This window comes from Caulobacter sp. GW821-FHT09B08 (assembly GCF_059418225.1).
Map to the genome: position 1 here is coordinate 480,857 of NZ_JBWKPL010000002.1, position 19,264 is coordinate 500,120.

18 protein-coding genes are annotated in these 19,264 nt (G+C 71.3%); 10 read left to right on the forward strand and 8 right to left on the reverse strand.

Annotated features, from left to right (window positions below; all coding sequences use genetic code 11):
* Nucleotides 1-11: 11 nt before the first annotated feature.
* The 6 genes from AC07OA_RS08475 (at nt 12) to AC07OA_RS08500 (ending at nt 8,302) form a co-directional block, all read left to right on the forward strand.
* On the forward strand, nt 12-3,119 hold the full coding sequence (locus AC07OA_RS08475) for a TonB-dependent receptor (protein ID WP_494663350.1): 3,108 nt from the start codon (nt 12-14) through the stop codon (nt 3,117-3,119).
* 71 nt (nt 3,120-3,190) lie between these two features.
* Nucleotides 3,191-4,258 (forward strand): alginate lyase family protein, encoded by a 1,068-nt coding sequence (locus AC07OA_RS08480; protein ID WP_494663351.1) that lies wholly within the window; start codon nt 3,191-3,193, stop codon nt 4,256-4,258.
* 69 nt (nt 4,259-4,327) lie between these two features.
* Complete coding sequence (locus tag AC07OA_RS08485) at nt 4,328-6,019, forward strand: GspE/PulE family protein (protein ID WP_494663352.1); 1,692 nt, start codon at nt 4,328-4,330, stop codon at nt 6,017-6,019.
* A complete protein-coding gene (locus AC07OA_RS08490) occupies nt 6,016-7,236 on the forward strand; it encodes a type II secretion system F family protein (protein ID WP_494663353.1) in 1,221 nt (406 codons plus the stop codon). Before AC07OA_RS08485 ends, AC07OA_RS08490 begins: the two co-directional genes overlap by 4 nt.
* Complete coding sequence (locus AC07OA_RS08495) at nt 7,233-7,859, forward strand: prepilin peptidase (RefSeq protein WP_494663354.1); 627 nt, start codon at nt 7,233-7,235, stop codon at nt 7,857-7,859. The genes AC07OA_RS08490 and AC07OA_RS08495 overlap by 4 nt, the downstream gene beginning before the upstream one ends.
* Nucleotides 7,856-8,302 (forward strand): type IV pilus modification PilV family protein, encoded by a 447-nt coding sequence (locus tag AC07OA_RS08500; protein WP_494663355.1) that lies wholly within the window; start codon nt 7,856-7,858, stop codon nt 8,300-8,302. Before AC07OA_RS08495 ends, AC07OA_RS08500 begins: the two co-directional genes overlap by 4 nt.
* Here the strand turns inward: AC07OA_RS08500 and AC07OA_RS08505 are convergent.
* The 3 genes from AC07OA_RS08505 to AC07OA_RS08515 all read right to left on the reverse strand — a co-directional run bounded on the left by AC07OA_RS08505 (nt 8,253) and on the right by AC07OA_RS08515 (nt 11,607).
* Nucleotides 8,253-10,391: a secretin GspD/PilQ domain-containing protein gene (locus AC07OA_RS08505; protein ID WP_494663356.1), complete on the reverse strand. Its 2,139-nt coding sequence runs from the start codon at nt 10,389-10,391 to the stop codon at nt 8,253-8,255. The two genes, AC07OA_RS08500 and AC07OA_RS08505, sit on opposite strands and share 50 nt — an antisense overlap.
* A gap of 62 nt (nt 10,392-10,453) precedes the next feature.
* Nucleotides 10,454-10,999 carry a hypothetical protein gene (locus AC07OA_RS08510; RefSeq protein ID WP_494663357.1) on the reverse strand — a complete coding sequence of 182 codons (546 nt, stop codon included), beginning with the start codon at nt 10,997-10,999 and terminating at the stop codon, nt 10,454-10,456.
* On the reverse strand, nt 10,996-11,607 hold the full coding sequence (locus AC07OA_RS08515) for a hypothetical protein (protein WP_494663358.1): 612 nt from the start codon (nt 11,605-11,607) through the stop codon (nt 10,996-10,998). Before AC07OA_RS08515 ends, AC07OA_RS08510 begins: the two co-directional genes overlap by 4 nt.
* Nucleotides 11,608-11,724: 117 nt before the next feature.
* Here AC07OA_RS08515 and gspG point away from each other — a divergent pair, with 117 nt between their 5' ends.
* Entirely contained in the window at nt 11,725-12,177 is a 453-nt protein-coding gene (gene gspG / locus AC07OA_RS08520) for a type II secretion system major pseudopilin GspG (protein ID WP_494663359.1), read from the forward strand.
* Nucleotides 12,143-12,592 carry a pilus assembly FimT family protein gene (locus AC07OA_RS08525; protein ID WP_494663360.1) on the forward strand — a complete coding sequence of 150 codons (450 nt, stop codon included), beginning with the start codon at nt 12,143-12,145 and terminating at the stop codon, nt 12,590-12,592. Before gspG ends, AC07OA_RS08525 begins: the two co-directional genes overlap by 35 nt.
* Here the strand turns inward: AC07OA_RS08525 and AC07OA_RS08530 are convergent.
* From AC07OA_RS08530 to AC07OA_RS08540, 3 genes are read right to left on the reverse strand one after another with little or no spacing between them, the layout of a single operon-like run.
* The gene (locus AC07OA_RS08530) at nt 12,576-13,649 is read right to left on the reverse strand and encodes a hypothetical protein (protein WP_494663361.1); all 1,074 of its coding nucleotides are present in this window, start codon (nt 13,647-13,649) and stop codon (nt 12,576-12,578) included. The genes AC07OA_RS08525 and AC07OA_RS08530 overlap by 17 nt on opposite strands.
* Nucleotides 13,582-14,622, reverse strand: coding sequence for a type II secretion system minor pseudopilin (locus tag AC07OA_RS08535; protein ID WP_494663362.1), 1,041 nt, complete (start codon nt 14,620-14,622; stop codon nt 13,582-13,584). The genes AC07OA_RS08530 and AC07OA_RS08535 overlap by 68 nt, the downstream gene beginning before the upstream one ends.
* Entirely contained in the window at nt 14,619-15,305 is a 687-nt protein-coding gene (locus AC07OA_RS08540; protein ID WP_494663363.1) for a type II secretion system protein, read from the reverse strand. Before AC07OA_RS08540 ends, AC07OA_RS08535 begins: the two co-directional genes overlap by 4 nt.
* A gap of 116 nt (nt 15,306-15,421) precedes the next feature.
* Here AC07OA_RS08540 and AC07OA_RS08545 point away from each other — a divergent pair, with 116 nt between their 5' ends.
* Both AC07OA_RS08545 and AC07OA_RS08550 read left to right on the forward strand, forming a co-directional pair.
* Nucleotides 15,422-16,723: a DUF5690 family protein gene (locus AC07OA_RS08545; protein WP_494663364.1), complete on the forward strand. Its 1,302-nt coding sequence runs from the start codon at nt 15,422-15,424 to the stop codon at nt 16,721-16,723.
* A gap of 80 nt (nt 16,724-16,803) precedes the next feature.
* Nucleotides 16,804-17,490 carry a hypothetical protein gene (locus AC07OA_RS08550; RefSeq protein WP_494663365.1) on the forward strand — a complete coding sequence of 229 codons (687 nt, stop codon included), beginning with the start codon at nt 16,804-16,806 and terminating at the stop codon, nt 17,488-17,490.
* Here the strand turns inward: AC07OA_RS08550 and AC07OA_RS08555 are convergent.
* Both AC07OA_RS08555 and metC read right to left on the reverse strand, forming a co-directional pair.
* Nucleotides 17,487-18,029, reverse strand: coding sequence for a DUF1697 domain-containing protein (locus AC07OA_RS08555; protein WP_494663366.1), 543 nt, complete (start codon nt 18,027-18,029; stop codon nt 17,487-17,489). The two genes, AC07OA_RS08550 and AC07OA_RS08555, sit on opposite strands and share 4 nt — an antisense overlap.
* Nucleotides 18,030-18,091: 62 nt before the next feature.
* Complete coding sequence (metC, locus tag AC07OA_RS08560) at nt 18,092-19,255, reverse strand: cystathionine beta-lyase (RefSeq protein ID WP_494663744.1); 1,164 nt, start codon at nt 19,253-19,255, stop codon at nt 18,092-18,094.
* Nucleotides 19,256-19,264 lie beyond the last annotated feature (9 nt).

The following is a 19,264-nucleotide window of genomic DNA, read 5'->3' on the forward strand; positions in this document are numbered from 1 at the left end:
GGAGGTAATCCATGAACTTTGCTCGCAACACCCTGATCCCGCGCGCCGCGCTGCTGGCCTCGTGCGCCGCCGTGGCCCTGGGAACGGCCGCCCAGGCCCAGACGACTCCGGCTTCGGCCGGTCAGCCGGCGGCCGAGGACAGCACCGTCGAAACTGTCGTGGTAACCGGTTTCCGCGCCGCCTACGCCAACGCCATCGCCACCAAGCGCGACACCCTGCAGGTGTCGGACGGCATCTCGTCGGACGGCCTGGGCCGCTTCCCCGACCTGAACGTCGGCGAGGCCATCCAGCGCATCCCCGGCATCCAGATCAACCGCGAGGCCGACAGCCGTAACGCCACCATCAGCCTGCGCGGCCTGCCGGGCACCTTCGCGCGCACCACGCTGAACGGCGGCGCCTTCGCCGACCCGATCCTGAACGGCTCGACCCCGCTGGGCGCGTTCAACTCCGACATCTTCACGGCCATCACCGTGATCAAGACGCCGATGGCGTCGGACCTGGCCGGCGGCCTGTCGGGCAATATCGACCTGCGCATCGCGCCCGCCCTGGGCCGCAAGGACGGCGGCTTCGCCAAGCTGTCCTACGAGTACAACGACCTGGGGAACCTCGGCAGCCCGCTGGCCTCGATGGGCTACAACAAGCACCTGACCGACGACTTCGCCGTGTTCGGCGTGGTGGCCTGGAAGGACGAGAAGTTCCGCCGCGACTCCATCACGGTGAACTCGTGGGCCAACAAGCTGGGCTCGATCCAGCTGGGCAACCAGGCTGTCCCGGGTTCGAACCCGATGTACGACGCCCTGATCGCGCAGTATCCGGGCGGGGTCTACTATCCCAGCCAGACCCGCCAACTGGTCAAGTTCAACCGCGGCACCACCCTTTCGGGCGCGACCGGTTTCGAGTGGCGGATCAACGAGAACTGGAAGCTGGGCGCCAACGGCTTCATCACCCGGCGCAAGCTGGATGAGGCCACCAACAACCTGCTCTACATCGACGCGGGCGGCGGCAACGGCACCAACACGGCCCTGACGGCGACCTCGGCCGTCGCCCACATCACCGCCGTCGGCACGCCGTATGTGGTGCAGACGCCCAACGGTCCGCGCGCCTACATCAACTCGTTCTCGGCCGAGAACATCAACACCTTCGACTCGATCCGCTCCGAGCCGGCCCTGAACCAGACCTGGGCCATCAACCCGACGCTGTCGTTCGACAACGACGAGTGGAAGGCCACGGCCAATCTGACGGTCTCGCGCGCCAAGGCCCAGGCCAACCAGATCGAGTTCGACATCGTCCAGAACCCGTACCGCAACCTCGGCGCGGGCGGCCTGAACGGCATCTCGACCACCGTGGCGCTGGGCGGCACGGACCTGTCGAACTACATGGCCACCCTGGTCACGCCGCACGCCACCCACCTGGCGACGACGCCGTACAACATCCCCGCCGCCGCCAGCGCCGCCACCCAGGCCGGCGCCCAGATGCCCGGCCAGTCGGCGACCACGGCGGCCGACCGCTTCGGCATCACCGGCACCAACGGCCTGGCCAAGAACGACCTGGACTCGGTCCAGCTCGACCTGGAACGCAAGTTTGAGGACACCGCATTCCTGACCGCGATCCAGTTCGGCGGCCGGGCCGAGCGCCTGAAGTTCACCTCGTCGGGCTCGCGCAACACCTCGCTGGGCGCCCAGACCCAGAACATCACCCCGGCCATGGCTTCGCAGCTGAGCTACGCCAACGATTTCTTCGGCGGCAAGGCCTCGGGCGCGACCTCCAACTGGATGGGCGTGGACGTCCAGCAGATGCTGTCGATCCTGACCCCGGTGAACACCGCGCCGCGCAGCACCACCAATCCCAACGGCCTGCCAGACCAGTTCGCCTTCGGCGCGCCCGGCGTGTTCCTGACGCCCTACGGCTTCGTGAACAACTACTGGGACGGCAACTACTGGAACAACAACTTCAGCAACCAGAACGACGTCTACGCGGCCTATGCAACGGCCAAGTTCAAGACCGACGTCTTCAGCATCCCGGTGCGCGGCGCCCTGGGCGTACGCTATGAGTATACCGACAACAAGATCGTCGCCCTGAACTGCACCAACTGCTCCAGCGCCCAGTCGGTGGTGGCCGGCGCCGTCAATCACGGCCTGACCACCAAGACCACGACCAAGAGCTACGACTACTGGCTGCCGTCGCTGATCCTGGCGGCCGACCTGCGCGAAGACCTGATCCTGCGCGTGGCGGCCTATTCGACCTATGTGCGGCCCCAGCCGCGTGACATCGTGCCGACCACCTACGTCCAGACCCCGGTCGACCTGACCCCGCCGGTCGATCCGGTCTACACCGTGACCATCGGCGCGACGGGCCTGAAGCCCTACACCTCCGACTCCCTGGACATGTCGCTGGAGTGGTACAACCGGCCGGGCGGCCTGATCTCGCTGGCGGCCTACCGCAAGAAGATCAGCGGCTATATCGGCCCGATCACCGACCCGGCCATCCTGTGCCCGGCCAACGGCCAGATCCCCGGCCTGGACGTGAACCTGGGCACGCTGACCATCGACAATTCCAGCGGCACGCCCAAGTGCATGAGCTCCAACACCTTCACCGGGGCCGGCGGCGGGCAGAAGAACGCCCAGGTCAACATCAGCGGCCAGACCAATCAGAACGACATGACCGTCACGGGCGTGGAGTTCAACATCCAGCAGAACTTCGACTTCCTGCCGGGCTTCTGGCGCAACTTCGGCGGCGCGTTCAACTACTCGTACGTCAACATCGACGGCAAGGACACGGCGGGCAAGGCCATCACCCTGCCCAGCGTGTCGGAGAACAACCTCAACCTCATCGGCTATTACGAGGGCGAGAAGCTGGGCGTGCGCCTGGTCTACAACTGGCGCGACAAGTACGACCTGGCGGCCGGCAACTCGTTCGTCGGCGACGCCCGCACCGTCAAGGCGCGCAGCCAGCTGGACGCCTCGGCCTCGTACAAGTTCACCGACAGCCTGACGGTCTCGGTCGACGCCTTCAACCTGACCGACGCCACCCGGTCCGAGTATGAAAACGACCCGATGCTGCCGCGCCGGATCGACTACGACGGCCGCACTTATCAGGTGACCCTGCGGGCCACCTTCTAGGATCCAAGTTCCCCTCCTGCGGGGCCGGGCTCGCCGCCCGGCCCCTTTTTCTTTGGTGCGAGACGCGTGACATGAAGATCCTGCTGACCGGCGCGGCCTGCGCCCTGGCCCTGATGGCGTCGCCGGCGCTTGCGGCGGACTACGCGACCCTCGGTCCGGCCTACGGCAAGGACGCGGCCCAGGCCCCTGCTGCCCAGGAGTCCATCGCCAAGGCCAAGGCCGCTCTGACCCGTCCGCCCGGCGCGATCCCCAAGCTGCACACGGAGGGCACCCTGCCGGGCAAGGGCATCCGCGAGATCAGCCTGAAGGCCAAGGAAGACCAGCCCATCGTGCTGAACCTGGCCCTGGCCTGGCGACTGACCGGGGATCGGGCCTATCTCGACCAGGCCGGCCGCTATCTGGAGGCGTGGGCCGACATCTACGAGCCGTCGTTCAACCCGATCGACGAGACCGGCTTCGACGCCCTGCTGATGGCCTACGACCTGACCGAGGCCGACCTGCCGGCCGCGACCCGCGCCAAGGTCGACAAGATGTGGCGCGGCATGGCGGCGGGCTATCTCGACGCCATGGACGGCAAGCCCAAGAACAGCGAGACCAACTGGCAGAGCCATCGCGTCAAGCTGGCGACCATGGCCGCCTTCCAGACCGGCGACGCCAAGCTGATCGACCGAGCGCGGGCGGCTTTTCGCGCCCAGGTGACGGCCAATCTCCAGGCCGACGGCACGGTGTGGGACTTCCACGAACGCGACGCCATCCACTACGTCACCTACGACCTGGACCCGCTGATGATGGCGGCCCTGTCGGCCAGGGCGCATGGCGAGGACTGGTTCGGGTGGAAGAGCCCGGCGGGCGCCAGTCTGCCCGGGGCGCTGGATTGGCTGGCGCCCTATGCGAAGGGCGAGAAGACCCACATCGAATTCGCCAATTCCAAGATCCAGTTCGACCGCGACCGGGCCGCCGCCGGCCAGAAGGAGTATGCACCCCATCCGTGGGACGTGAGCAACGGCGTGGGGACCTTCGCCTTGGCCAGCCTGATGGACCCGCGCTACCGCGCCCTGCGCGACGATCTCGTCCAGCGCACCGGCAAGCGACCGGCGGGGTGGATCCAGCTGCACGAGCGGTTCGCGGCCAGGCCCTAAAGCGCGGCGGCTGTCCGTCGCTGGCTTTTTCCGCTACGCCGTTATGCGAGCGTGGAGGACAGGGCAGGCATGGCGGCGACACGGCGCAGGATCGGCGATCTGCTGGTGTCGCGCGGGCTGATCTCCGAGCGTGATCGGGCGGCCGCCCTGACCCTGCAGCAGGAGATCGGCGGCCTGCTGGGCCAGATCCTGATCCGGATCGGCGCGGTGTCGGAAGGCGACCTGCTGCGGGCGCTGGCCGAGCAGCTGGGCGTGCCCGTCCTGCGCGGCGACGAGCGTCCGGCCCCGGGCGAGATCGCGGCCCTGTTCGCCGAGGTGCGAGCGCCGACCGCCTGGTGGATGGACCGGGGCGCGGTGGCCTGGCGCAGCGGCGAGGCGGTGATCTGCGCGGCGACCCAGCCGCTGGACGCCGCCCTGGTGGAGCGCCTGTCCCAGGCCTTGGATCAGGATGTCGCCTACCGTCTGGCCTCGCGCGCCGAGGTCTCGGGGCTGCTGGCCGATCTGGCCCAGGGCGCGCGCGAGACGGTGGAGACCCGCGGTCCGGTCGAGGCCGCGCGCCTGCGGGAACTGGCCCAGGAGACGCCCGTCGTCGAGTTCGTCAACGGCCTGTTCGCCGAGGCCCTGGCCCGGCGGGCCTCCGATGTTCACCTGGAGCCGTTCGAGGACCGGTTCGTCGTTCGCCTGCGGGTGGACGGCATGCTGACCACCGTCCGTACCGGCGCGCGGACCGATTTCGACGCCGTCTGCTCGCGCATCAAGCTGTTGTCCGGCATGGACATCGGCGAGCGCCGCCTGCCGCAGGACGGTCGCCAGTCGATCCGCGCGGCGGGCCAGGACCTGGACCTGCGGGTCTCGACCCTGCCGTCCGCCTGGGGCGAGTCAGTGGTGCTGCGCCTGCTGGGCAAGTCCAGCCGCCTGCCGCAGCTGACCGAGCTGGGCCTGGGCGAGGATCAGGCCGACGATCTCCTCAGCCTGGTGGCCAAGCCCAATGGCGTGGTTCTGGTCACCGGGCCGACGGGCTCGGGCAAGACCACCACCATCTACCGGCTGCTGGCCCATCTGAACGACGGGGTGCGCAAGATCGTCACCGTTGAGGACCCTATCGAGTTCGATCTGCCGGGCGTAGTCCAGGTGCGAGCCCGCACCGACATCGGGCTGAGCTTCGCGGCGGGGCTGCGGGCCATACTGCGCCAGGATCCCGACGTGATCATGGTGGGCGAGATCCGCGATCCCGAGACGGCCCGCATCGCCGTCCAGGCGGCCCTGACCGGGCACCTGGTGATCTCGACCGTCCACACCAACGCCGCCTTGGGGGCGGTGACCCGCCTGGGCGACCTGGGCGTGGAGCCGTTCCTGCTGGCCGACGTGCTGCGGGGGCTGGTGGGCCAGCGGCTGGTGCGGCGGCTCTGCCCGCACTGCGCTCGGCCCAGCACGCCGGCCGAGGCCGCGACGCACGAGCGCGAAAGCGGGGGCGGGAAGGGCAAGGGCCATTGGCATGAACCTGTCGGCTGCGAGGCCTGCGGCGGTTCGGGCTATCTGGGCCGCCTGGGGCTCTACGAGATCGCCCGCTGCGACGCGGCCCTGGAGGGGCAGGTGCGGGATCGCGCCAGCCCCGCCAAGCTGGAGCGCGCCGCGCGCGCCAACGGCTTTTCCAGCCTCGTCGAGGACGGTTGGCGCAAGGCGCGGGCCGGCCTGACCACCCTGGCCGAAGTGCGTCGGGGCGTGGGCGCCGACGCGGCCCTGGCGGAGCCGGGCGGATGAGCGGCGGAGACGCTTCGGGCCTGGTCTTTCGCTATCGCGCCGTGGGCCGCGACGGCCGCGCGGTCAGCGACGTCGTGCGCGCCGAGGATCCGGCCGCCGCCCTGCGCCAGCTGGCCGCCGAGGGCCTGACCGTCACCGAGATCAAGGCCGCCTCGGCCACGGCCGCCACTGGCGCGGACCGCGATCTGCGCCTGGCCGAGCGGGTGCTGGTGATGCGCCAGCTGGCGATGATGCGGAAGGCGGGCGTGCCGCTTCTGGAAGCGCTGGAGACCGTGTCCGAAGGCCTGCAGGCCGCGCGGGGGCGGGCGCAGTTCGCCGCCGTGGTCCAGGCGCTCAAACAGGGCGAGCCGTTCGCCGACGCCTTGGCCGCCCACGCGCTGGGCTTTCCGTCCTATGTCTACGCCATGGTCCGGGTCGGCGAGGCGTCCGGACGGGGCGCGGAGGTGCTGGCCGACGCCGCCAGCCAGATGGCCTACGAGGACCGGCTGCGGCGCGACGTGGTCAACGCCCTGACCTATCCCGCCTTTCTGGCCTTCGCCGGAGTGTCGGCCGTGTCGTTCATCTTTGTCGAGATCGTGCCGCGCTTCGCGACCATGATCGGGCCGGATCGGGCGAGCACGCCGTGGGTGTCGCGCGCCGTGCTGGCGACGGGCGCCTTCGTCAACGCCCATGTCGTGCTGCTGGGTGTGATCCTGGCGGTCCTGGTCGCCGCCGGCGTCCTGGCCGCCTCGCGTCCGGAGGGGCGGGCGGCCCTCTATCGCGCGGCGCGCGGCGCGCCCCTGGTCGGCGGCGTGCTGCGCGCGCGGGAGATCAGCCTGTGGGCGCGGCTGATCGGCCTGGCCCTGGGCAATGGGGTGGCGCTGCTGCCCGCCGCCGCCCTGGCTCGGGCGGGTGCGCCCCGGGGCGCCTTCTCCGACGGCCTGGCCGCCGTGGAGGACGACCTGCGGGCCGGCCAGTCGATCGACGCGGCCCTGGGTCGCCACACCGGCCTGACGGCCATGGACCTCAGCCTGCTGCGCGCCGGCCAGCGCTCGGGCGCCCTGGCGGCGATGTTCGGCTATATGGCCGACGCCTATGACGAGCGGCTGAAGGACGACGTCAAGCGCATCACCGCCCTGATCGAGCCCCTGGCCGTGGCCGTGATCGCGGGCGTCGTCGGGGTGGTGGCCCTGGCCCTGGTCATGGCCTTGGCCAGCGTCTACGAGACCGTCTATTGAGCGCGGCCCTGGTGGCCGTCGCGATCCTGGCCGTGGCGGCCTTGGTCGCGGGCCTGGTCCCCGGACGGCTGATGCGCGAGGCGACGGACGGAGCCTGGACCCGGGGCGACGGGCTGCGCGTGGCGGGCACGGCGCTGGGCGTCGGCTTGCTGGTCCTGGCGGGGCTGAAGGGGCAGGCGACCTGGCCCGTGGCCTGCGCCGTCGCCGGGGGCGGCGTGGTGCTGACCGCCGTCGCGATCCTCGACGCCAAGGCCCTGGTCGTCGCCGACCTGCATGTCGTGATCCTGCTGGTCCTGGCCGTCGTCGGACCGCTGGCCCAGCCTTGGACCACGGCGCTGGCCGGGGCGGCCGTGGGCGGCGGCCTGCTGTGGGGCGTGCGCTGGGCCTTTCGGCGGGCGCGGGGCGTGGAGGGCCTGGGCCTGGGCGACGTGAAGCTGATGATCGCCCTGGGGGCGTTGGTGGGACCCGAGCGGGTGCTGTGGATCATCGTGGCCGGCGCATTGCTGGGCCTGGCCTGGGCGCTGCTTCGGCGCGGCGGGGAGGGCGCGGCCGTCGTTCCCCTGGCCGCCGCCTCGGCGCCGCCAGCCCTGGCGGTGTTGCTGCTGGGCGTGCTCCGGCCATGAGCGCCAAGCGCGGCTTCAGCCTGGTCGAGGCGCTGATCGCCCTGATCGTCGCGGCCATGGTGCTGATGGCGATCTTCGAGCTGCAGCGCCAGCTGTCTCACGACCAGGCGCGCTACGAACAGGCCATCGCCGCCGCCGAGCGCCGCCGCAACGCCCTGGTCCTGCTGCGCGACATCAATCCCACCGAGCGGCCCAGCGGCGCCTTGCCCCTGAGCGGTGGACGCGTGGTCCGCTGGTCGGCCGCGCCCCTGACCCGGCCCCGGATCAACGCCGACTATCCGACCGGCCAGGGCGACTACGAGATGCGGCTGTGGCGCCTGAGCGTACGGATCGAAGGGCCTCGGGGCGAGGCCCTGGACGTCTTCGACCTGGACCGCCTGGGCTGGCGACGGATCAGCGGGCCGCTTCCGGCCTCGCCTTCGAGAGGTCCAGTCCGCCCTTGAACGGCGTCAGGGTGTAGGACCAGCCGCGTCCGACCCGGAACGCCGCGTCCATCTCGCCGCCGTAGCGGCCGGCCCAGCGGTTCATCTCGTCGGCGTCGCGCAGGATGTAGGGGGTGACCAGCATCACCAGCTCGGTCTTGCCGCCGTTCAGGGTGTCGGCGCGGAACAGGGTGCCCAGCACGGGCACGTCCTTGAGGAACGGCACGCCGCTGTTGCCCTTGGTGTAGCTGTCGTCGATCAGCCCGCCCAGCACCGCCGTCGCGCCTTCGGCCAGGGACAGCTGGGTGGTGATGTTGCGGTTCAGGATCAGCGGGCTGCCGATGGCGGCGTTGGAATTGGCCTGCTGGCTGGAGACCTCCTGGCTGATCTCCAGGTCGATGCGGTCGTCGCCGTAGACGATAGGACGGATCTGCAGGATCACGCCGGTCTGGCGGTACTGGATGGTCTGCAGGATGTCGGTGCTGCCGCCGGTCTGGGTGGAGCTGTTGGCGCGCGAGGTGATGATCGGCACGTCGGTGCCGACCTGGATCTTGGCCTCGCCGCCGCTGCGCGCCACCAGGCGGGGGCGCGACAGGATGTTGACCTTGTTGTTCGAGGCGAAGGCGTTGAAGGCCGCGCGCAGGTCCGGGCCGTTGAAGTTCAGCGTCAGGCCGCCGGTCGCCAGGCCCAGATTGCCCAGGGTGCCGCCGCTGGTGGTGCCGTTCGACGAGGAATGGGTGAAGAACCATTCCAGCCCCACGCGGGTCTCGTCGGTCAGGGTGACCTCGGCGATGGTCACCTCGACCAGCACCTCGCGGGCGGGGGTGTCGAGGCTGGCCAGCAGGCTGCGCAGCTGGGTGAACTCGTCGGCCTGGCCGGTGAACAGAATGCGGTTGCCGCCCTGGTCGACGATGATCCGTCCGCTCAGGAAGCCAGCGCCGCTGCCGCCGGTGAAGCCCGTCGCACCGGCGCCGCCGCCGTTGTTGAACGCCGCCACGGCGGCCGGGGCCGCGCCGGGCGCGCCTGGCGGCAGGCCGGCCAGCGTCGCGCTCGCGCTGCTGTTGCTGGTCCCGACCATGGCGGCCAGCGACTGGGCGTCGGTGTTGCGCACCTGGTAGATGAAGGTGGAGGGCCGGTCGCCCACGGCGGCGGGTTGGTCCAGCTTGGCGGCCCACACCCGGGCCCGCTCCAGCACGGCCGGATCGCGGGCAAAGACCAGCACCGTGTTGGCCGAGGCGAACGGCACCACCAGCATCGAGCGGGGCGCGCCCGGAGCGTCGGCGCCGGCGGCGAAGCCTTCACCCTCCAGGCTGTCGGACAGCGACCGCGCCAGGCTGTCGGCCGACCAGTAGGTGGGCTCGACCCGGAACACGCCCACGCCCGAGAAGCGCGGCTGGTCCAGTTGGCGCAGGGTCTCCTGCACGGCCGCGACGTCGCGCGCCCCGCCGCTGAGGGTGATGGTGTTGGCGGCCGGATCGGGGGTGAACTGCACCCGGCGGGCCTGGGGCAGGACGGCCTGAGTCAGCGAGGCCAGGGCGTCGACGGCGATGGCGTTGACCTGGACGAATTGGGTGACCGGGCGGGCGGACTCCGGCGTGTCTGGTTCGGACCGGCCGCGCAGGGCGATGGACGGCGAGGCCGCGCCGGCGGCGGGCAGGGCGTTGACCACCCCCTGACGCAGCTCCAGCCGCACGCCGTAGGTCTTCAGGGCCGTCTCGGTCAGGCGGAAGAAGTCGCGCCGGCTCATGCCGGGTGCGCCGCGCAGGGTGACGATGTCGGTGCGGGCGGCCACCTCGGGGGCCATCACGAACGGCACGCCCAGCAGGTCGCCGAAGGCGGTGTTGATCAGCTGCGGCAGGGGCTGCGGCGGCAGGGAGACGTTGATCGACCCGGGCTGCACCAGGTTCGCCAACGCTTCGTCGGTCACCACGCCGCCGTTGGGCAGGGCGGCGACCGTGGCGCCGGTCGGGGGCGGCAGGTTCAGGGGACGGGGCGCGGCGCTCTCGCGCCCGCCGCCCGCCGCGGCCTCGCGCGCCGCGTCGCCGTGCAGCACCGTGCGCATGGAGCCATAGGAGGCGCAGCCGGTCAGCAGCAGCGAAAGGGCGGTCACGCCCAAACCGCGCGTCGCTTTCCTGGGCGCGACCTTTCCGGCCGTCGTCATCGACAAGTTGCTCAAAGGTCCGACGCTCCGGCCACAGGGCCATAGAAGGACACGCGACGGGTCTGGCGTCCATCCCGCAGCACCGCGGCGCTGGAGGTCAGCTCGACCAGCCGCCAGCGGCCCTCGAAGATATCGCCCGGCCGCAGCAGCCGCGTGCCTCGGCCTTCCTGCGACGGATCGGACACCAGGGCCGCCAGCCCGGACGGGCCCTGGTCGACGATGGCGGCGAGGCGATGGCGGAAGACCAGCGCGACGTCGGGGGGAGGCGGTGGCGGCGGGGGAGGCGGCGCGGCCTCCGTCTCCGGCGTCGGAAGCGGATCGCCTTCCGACGCGCTGAGCGGGCCGCCGACCAGACCGCCGTTGGCGACCAAGTCGATCTGGAAGCCGTCCAGGGCGGCGCTGGTGGTCTCGTTGGGACGAACCAGCTGACGCGACGCCGCCGCGTGCGGAAAGCGGCTAAGCCCCAGGGGCTGCTCCGGCGCGCCGGGCGCGCGGTAGCCGACCAGGAAGGCGGTCAGGATCGCGAAGACCAGGGCCAGGGCGGCGGGACTGGTCACGACCCACGCTCCGGAACCACCTCGACCGGATACAGCAGCGACAGCCGATACTCGGCCGTGTCGGCGCCGCTGACGGAGAGGCGGTCCACGACCATGGCCCGGCGGTCGGCGGAAAGATTCTTCAGCAGGGCCGCGAAGGTCGAGGCGACGTAGGGCCCGCTGACCTCGACCCGCACCAGCGGCAGGGCGGGATCGCCTTCCAGCCCCTCGGCCACGCGGATCTCGGGATCGGGCGCGCCGGCCTGGGCGGCGGCGTTGGCGATGGCTTGCTCCAGCTGGATGCGGGCCAGCCAGATGTTGCGGTCGCGGGTGGTCCAGTCCGACAGGGTGGCCAGCTGGGCGCGCTGGAGGGTGTCGTTACCGCTACGGGCGGTCTGGCGCAGCTCGCGGGCCAGCAGCAGGTCGGCCTGGGCGGCGGCGTAGCGGTCGCGCTGGTTCTGGCTCCAGCCCTGGGCCGAGACGGCGGCAACGGCCAGGGCCACCAGGCCCATCAGGGCGGCCAGCAGACGTTCACGGGCGGACAGACCGGTCCAGGCCTCGCGGGCGCGGGCGAAGAGGTCCCCGCCCTGGAAGCCGGTCGGCCTCGCGATTTCGCCTTTCGCCGCCAATCGGCCTTCTCCCCGTGGGATAACGATGAAATGTATAGTCGGCCGTTCGGCGCGAGCGAGCTAAAAAGCGCGGCGCGGGACGAACCGGTGTCGGCGCGGCGTGAATTGGGGATCTGGATGATGCGCGAGAAGCCAAGGCGCGGGGCGCTGCGGGCCAAGGCGGGCTACAGCCTGCTGGAGATCCTCATCGTCCTGACGATCATCGCGCTGATCGCCGCCCTGGTGGGGCCGCGCCTGTTCGCTCAGCTGGACCGGTCCAAGGTGACGACGGCGCGGGTGCAGGTGCGGGCGCTGGAGACGGCCCTGGGCGCCATGCGGCTGGACCTGGGGCGCGACCCCACCCAAACCGAGGGCCTGGAGCTGCTGGTCAAGGCCGACCGCAACGCCGTTGCCGGCTGGTCCGGTCCCTATCTGAGCGGCGGCCTGCCGTTGGATCCCTGGGGCCATCCCTATGTGTATCAGGCGCCGACCGACGACCAGCAATCGCCCAAGGTGATCAGCCTGGGTTCGGACGGGAAGGTGGGCGGAACGGGCAATGCGGCCGACATCCAGAACCAGGCCGGGGTCTGACGTCTCGCGCCTGAGGTCGCGGGCCGGCTATTCGGTGCTCGAAATGCTGGTGGTGCTGGCGATCATGGCCCTGGCCGTGGCGCTGGTCATGCCGCGTGGAACGCTGATGATCGACCGGATGACCGCCCACGCGGTGTTCTTCGACTTCCAGCGCCGGGTGCTGGACCTGCGCCGCGAGGCCTATGCCGAGCAGGAGCCCGTCGTGCTCTATGACGACGCCGAGGCGGCGGGGCGCGATCCGCATGGCCGGGTTCTGAGCCTGCGCGCCGAGTGGACCTATCGCCTGGCCCAACCGGTGCGGATCAGCGAGGGCGGCGCCTGCAGGAGCGACGCGGTCGAGATCCTGAAGTCCGGCCGGCCCGTCATGCGGTTGACGCCCGGCGGGGGCGAATGCCGGTTCATCCGTCTGGATTGAGCGCCGCGCCGGTTTCCGCACGTCCGGTCAGACGCATGCGCAGCCGCAGGGTGTGGTCGGCGGCGTTGGTGACGGGGCGCACGTCGGTGAAGACGCCGCTGGCCTCCATCTCGCGGGCGATGCGGTCCACCCCGTTGATCGCCGAATAGGGCACGGTCAGGTCCAGGGTGTCGCCCTGGGCGTCCACGCCCTCGATGCCGACGCCGTAGAGCTGCAGGATGCGCGTCGCCACGCCGAGAGACGCCACGAGGTTGGGGCGGTCCGACAGGGCGGCGAAGGCGGCCAGTCGGCGCACGGGTGTGGCCGGTTGCCCCCGGGCGGCGGACGGAGTCGGCGCGGCCTGGCGCTCCAGGGCGGCGACCTTTTCCATCTCCTGGGCGTCTGACCGCAGCTTCAGCCCCTGGCCCAGCCAGAAGGCCGTGGCGGTCAGCAGCAGCACCACGACCGCGGCCGGGGCGGCGCGCAGCAACTGGTCGGAGTCGACGCCGACCCGGCCGCGCGGGAAGGGCGCGCGGAAGCCCGTCACGGGCGCCGGCGGCTCGGCGGGCGCGTCGCCGCGCTCGGGCTGGACACGGACGAAGGCGTCCCAGGCCTGGGCGTCGAACGGCGCGCGCCGCCAGCTGGACGCCGCCAGGGCGCCGTCGCGCCACAGCTGGGCCTCGACCCCGTCGCTCAGGCGCAGCACCCGCCAGCCGTCGCCGGCCGGGGCGACGAAGATCTCGGGGGCCAGGGCGGGCGTCTGATCGGCGAAGCGTTCAGCCAGGGCGGGCGCGACGCGGGCGCGGTCCCACCACCAGATCGAAAAGCCGCGTCCGCTTCTGGCCACCAGGCTGTCGGCGTCCAGGAAGGGCGCGGCCGAGCGGGCGTGCAGCCGCGCCGCCGCCCAGGCGGTCGAGCCCCGCGCCGCGCCGGGATCGAAGAACTGATAGGCGCAGAGCGACCGGGCCAGCCAGACGTCGGGGCGGCCTTGAGCCAGGCCGCCGCCGGCCTCAACCGGCTCGAAGCGGCCGTCCGGGGTCAGGAGCAGCTGGGGCGGGGTCAGGAAAGACAGGCGCATCCGAGAGCCGTTCCGCCTTTCCTTTGGCCGGCGTGAGGGACAGGGCGGCGCCCTCGATCCAGACCGGGCGCTCCCGGTCCTTGGGCGTGAGGACGATCCGCGCGCGATAGGCCAGACCCGCCCCCGGAGCGGCGATCTTTACGGCAAATCGCCCGTTGGGAAAGCCGTAAACCCGTTCGGCGTCGCCGCTCATGCGCACGCCCGCCGCCCGGCCCAGGTCCTCCAGCCCGGTGAAGGCCGCCACGCGACGGCGCTCGGCCACCGCGGCCAGCTGGGCGTCGTCGAAGCCGAACAGCACCTTGAGGGTTCGTGGCGTGGCGGTGTTGGCGTTGAAGGCCGTCGCGGTGGGATCGGCGGTCAGGTCCTCGCGGACGGCCCGCCAGCGCTCGCGCGGCACGGCGTCCTTCCAGCCCAGCACGCCCAGCACCTGGTCGACGTCGCGCAGCGGCGCGTTGGGCGGCGGCGACAGGCCCTGGTCGCGATAGGCCGAGGCTTCCGCGCCGTCGACGCGGGGCAGGTCGTCGGCGTCGACGAAATCGCTGAAGCGGTCGATCAGGGCGCGGCGGCGGTCGACCGGCGCGCCCAGTTCGGCGATCAGCCGGTCGATCGATCCTTGCGACAGGGCGTCCAGATTGATCAGGCCCGCTTCGTCCTGCAGGGCGACCCTGATCAGCGGCGCGCCGGCGGGGCGGTAGGGCGAGCCGTCGGCGGTCAGGCGCGGATCGGCGCGGCGGTCCAGGTCCGGAACCTCCAGGCCCCTGGCGAACGGCGCGCCGACGGCGGCGACATAGGCGGCGTGGGCCTCCAGGCTGAGGGCCTGGGTCTCGAAGCGGCTCAGGGCCACGGCGCGGCGCGTCTGGTCGGCCAGGCTGTCCAGGGCCAGTATGGCGACCAGGAACACCAGGGTGACGATGGCGGTCACCGCCAGCACGGCGGGGAGGGCGAAGCCTCGCTTGTCGGCGACCAGGCTCATAGCGCCGGCGCTCGGCCCGATGGGGCGGGGGTGGCGGGCGCGGCCGCCGTCAGCTCGGGACGGCCGGAGGTGGCGCGCTCGACGATCTCGATCCTCCCGTCGTCGCTGGCCAGCCGGATATAGACGGCCCGTTCGCGAGGCGGCTGGCCGCCGGCCAGGCCGGGTTCGTCGCGCCAGGTCTCGCGCCATCGCGCGCCGTCGTCGGAATAGCTGAAGCGAACGCGGCGGGAGCGCAGGTCCAGCAGCTGGATCGCCGGTCCGCCGTCGGCCTGGCAGGTCACCACGTCGCCCGAGGCGTCGCCGGCCAGGGCGATGGTCACCCGCGCCAAGGGGCCCGAGCCGGCGCAGGGCGTGGCGGCGGCCAGCACGGCCGCGCCGCTGAAGCCGCGCGGGCCGCCGGTCAGCTCGGGCTGGTCGGATGTCGCGCGGGCGTTGGCGGGACGCACCGCCAGGCCGCGAACCACGCCGCGCAGGGCGTCGGCGGCCAGCTGGCGGTCGGCGACGTCGAGCGCGCGGCGGCCCAGGCGGAAGGCGATGTCGGTGGAGCGCAGCCCGACCGAGAAGATCAGCATCAGGGCCGCGCCGGCCACGGCCAGCACGATCAGGGCCTCGATCAGCGAGAAGCCCCGCCGCCGCGCGAGGGGCGAGCGCCTGGGGTCCGGGCTGGCCACGGGGCGGGTCATGGCTCCTTGATAGCCCAGTGGCGAACCCTGGCAATGGCGGGGCGAGGCTTGACCGGATCGCCGAACCGTCCGCCCTTGGACGATCTTTCCAAGTCAGATCACGGACGAACCCCTCGATGAGCGCCGACACCGCCGCACCCGCAGGCAAGCCCGGCCCCGTCGCCCGAGCCCTGGCCGCCGCGCCGCCGTGGGCCTTCGCGCTCTATGGCGGGCTGGCGGCCTTCGCGGCCTATTTCTCGATGTTCGCCTATCGCAAGCCGTTCACGGCGGCCCATTTCGAGCACGTGGCCGGCTGGCCGGCGGCCATCGACTTCAAGGTGGCCCTGGTGATCGCCCAGGTGGCCGGCTACGCGGTGTCCAAGATCATCGGCATCAAGGTGATCTCCGAGATGCGGCCCGAGCGCCGCTGGATCGCGATCTTGGTCCTGATCGGCGGGGCCGAGCTGTCGTTGCTGGGGCTAGGCGGCGGACCCGCCCTGGTCGGTCCGCTGGTGCTGTTCGTCAACGGCCTGTGCCTGGGGATGATCTGGGGGCTGGTGTTCGGCTTCGTCGAGGGGCGGCGGCTGTCGGAGGTGCTGGGCGCGATGCTGTGCGCCAGCTTCATCCTGGCCTCGGGCGTGGTGAAGTCGGTCGGCATGAGCCTGCTGCTGGCGGGCGTCGACGAGCGCTGGATGCCGGCCTTGGCGGGTCTGTTGTTCACCCCGCTGCTGCTGGTGGCCGTGGCGGCCCTGACCCAGTTGCCGCCGCCGTCGCCGGCCGACGAGGCCGCCCGCGTGCGCCGCGCGCCGATGGACGCCAAGGCCCGCGCCGCCCTGTTTGCCGCCCACGCGCCGGCCCTGGTGCTGCTGGTGGCGGTCTATGTGATGCTGACGGCCCTGCGCGACTTCCGCGACAACTTCGCCGCCGAGATCTGGGCCGAGTTGGGGTTCAAGAACGCCGCCGCCATCTTCTCGCTGTCGGAGATTCCGGTGGCGGTCATCGTGCTGGTGGGCCTGGGCCTGCTGATGCTGGTGCGCGACAACCGGCGGGCGGTCGGATTCAACCTGGGTTTCGTCGCCCTGGGCTTCGCTGTGCTAGGCTTGGCGACCCTGGCGCATCAACTGGGCCTGCTGGGGCCGGTGGCCTGGATGGTCCTGACCGGGGCGGGAATCTACATGGCCTATACGCCGTTCAACGGGATGCTGTTCGACCGGCTGATCGCCGCCACCGGGAAGGTCGGCACGGCCGGTTTCCTGATCTATGTGGCCGACTCGTTCGGCTATATCGGCAGCGTCTCGCTGTTGCTGGCCCGCAACTTCGCGCACCTGACCCTGGCCTGGAGCGGTTTCCTGGCCGGCGCGGCCTATGCGACGTGCGTGATCGGCCTGGTCGGGACGGGGCTGGCGTGGCGGTTGCTGAAGCTTCCCCGGTCCGCCTGACGAAAAATTCGCCCTTCGATTGTGGATCGCGTCGAGTTCGCGCAAGCTTGGCCTCTCGCAGAGTCCTCGCCGGAGCCGCCATGTCCACGATTCAGGCCATTCAGATCGTCGTCGATCCCACCTCGATGGTCGCCCTCAAGGAGCAGGGCTATGCCCTCTATGTCCTGCGGGCGCTCACCGCCAACAACGCCGGCGCCAAGGCGCTGGTCTGGTGGACCATGACCGACTTCGACCAGATCGTCCGTATCGAACTGGCCTCGGACTATCAGGCCTACATGAAGATGGAGGGCGGCGGCACGGTCGTCACGATATCGTACTCCGTCGATGTGGCCCTGGGCGACGTGATGACCGTCGTCTCCGGTTCCCAGCCGACCGTGACGCCGGGCGGCTACCCGCAGGGGGTGACGGTGCTCAACGGCACGAGCGATCCGCTGACGGCGGGGCTGGCCGCGGGCCAGGCGGGCGGTCTCATGTCGCCGTTCGTCTCCGCGCCGCTCTACGGCCTGGGCGGCGACATCTTCGCGCCTCAGGACAGTTTCCTGGTCACCTTCTCGACGGCGGGCTTGCGTCCGGGCGACGTAATGAACAGCTCGGCGACGCAAAGCCTGCTGGTCGACATGACCGACCTGACCGAGGTCGAGGCCAGTTTCGACATCAACAAGGGCTGGAACTACGGCGGCGCGGCCTGGGGGCAGGTGGTCGCGGCCGGCTCCAACCTGCAGAAGGTGCTGGTCAAGACCATGCCCCTGAGCCGGCGCGCACCCTAGTCGCCGAGCATCGCCTCAACCGCCAGGACCGTCGTCCACGGCCGGCCGGTGATGCGCGCGCCCAGGGTCTTTTCGACCAGGCCGTTGGTCAGTTTCGAGCCGCCGATCCCGTCGGGATAGACGGCGTACAGTTGCCGGCTTTCGGCCCGCACCTGCTCGCGGCCGCGAATGGCGGCGCGCAGGGCGCCGACGGCCTTCTTGTCGGGCGTTTCCTTCAGGAACAGGGTCATCAGCCAGCCCGGATCCTGGGCCGCGAACTCGGGGAACGGATTGGCGGCCACCATGGCGCGCCAGGCGTCGGCTGTGCGGACATAGACGTCGGTGCGCAGCGCGAAGCGCTCCATCAGGGCGGTCTCGACCTGGGCCTGCAGCTCCGCGCCGGTCTGGCCGCCGCTGACGAACACCAGGTCGCCGACCTTGGGGCCGGCGCGGACCCCCGCGTGGCCCAGTTCGGTCAGCAGGGCGGTCAGCTCGTCGGCCGTGACCTGGCGATTGCCGGCGGCATTGACGCCGCGCAGCAGGGCGATGTGGAGGGACATGGGCGGGCCTTTCGAACGAGGCGGCTGTTTAGACCCTCGCGGCCGCCCCGTCTCGGGCCGATTTAGGCGGCGGCCAGGGCCGTGAACCCGCGTTCCAGGTCGGTCTTCAGGTCGGCCACGCTCTCCAGTCCCACGTGCAGGCGCAGCAGCGGGCCTTCCAGCTTCACCGGCACGGTGCGGTTCTTCAGCTGCGGGTCGCAGTGGATGGCCAGGCTTTCGTAGCCGCCCCACGAGAAGCCCAGGCCGAACAGGTCCAGGGCGTCGAGGAAGGCGTGGACGGCTTTCTGCGAGCAGGGCTTCAGCACCACGCCGAACAGGCCGCAGGCGCCGGTGAAATCGCGCTTCCACAGGGCGTGGCCGGGATCGGTCTCCAGGGCCGGGTGCAGCACGCGGGCCACCTCGGGCCGGTCCTGCAGCCAGCGGGCGATCTCCAGCCCGGCGGCCTGGTGGGCGGGCAGGCGGGTGGCCAGGGTGCGCAGGCCGCGCAGCACGGTGTAGGCGTCGTCGGGCGACACCGACCAGCCGATGTCCCACATGGCGTCGCCCAACTGGTTGCCGATGACGTTGTCGGCCGTGGCGGCGCTGCCCATGAAGACGTCGGAGTGGCCACCCACATATTTGGTCAGGGCCTGGACGCTGATGGTCACCCCGTGCGCCAGGGGCTTGAAGTAGAAGCTGGCCGCCCAGGTGTTGTCGATCAGGGTCAGCACCCCGCGCGCGTTGGCGGCGGCGGCGATGGCAGGGATGTCCTGCATCTCGAAGGTCAGGGAGCCGGGGGCTTCCAGCAGGATCATCCGCGTGGCCGGGCCGCACAGATCCATCAGGGCGTCGGGCGACAGGGCCGGGTCGTAGTAGGTGGTCTTGACCCCGAAGCGGGTCAGCACGCGGTCGCAGAACCGGCGGGTGGGCTTGTAGGCGCTGTCGACCACCAGGATCTCGTCGCCCGCCTTCAGCAGGGCCAGCATGACGCCGGTGATCGCCGCCAGGCCCGACGGGTACAGCGTGACGTCCGGCGAGCCCTCCAGCTCGGCCAGGGCCAGTTGCAGGTTGGCGGGCGAGGAGAGGCCCGTGATGCCGTAGGTCAGCTGATTGTCGTCGTACAACGATGCGGCGTTGGGCATCAGCACCGTCGAGCCGCGCTGCACCGGCGGGTTGACCGTGCGGGCCAGCACCGTGCCCTCCCGGGGCGGGGCGCCCTTGCGGACCAGGCGGGTTTCTTCATCCAGGGGCATGAC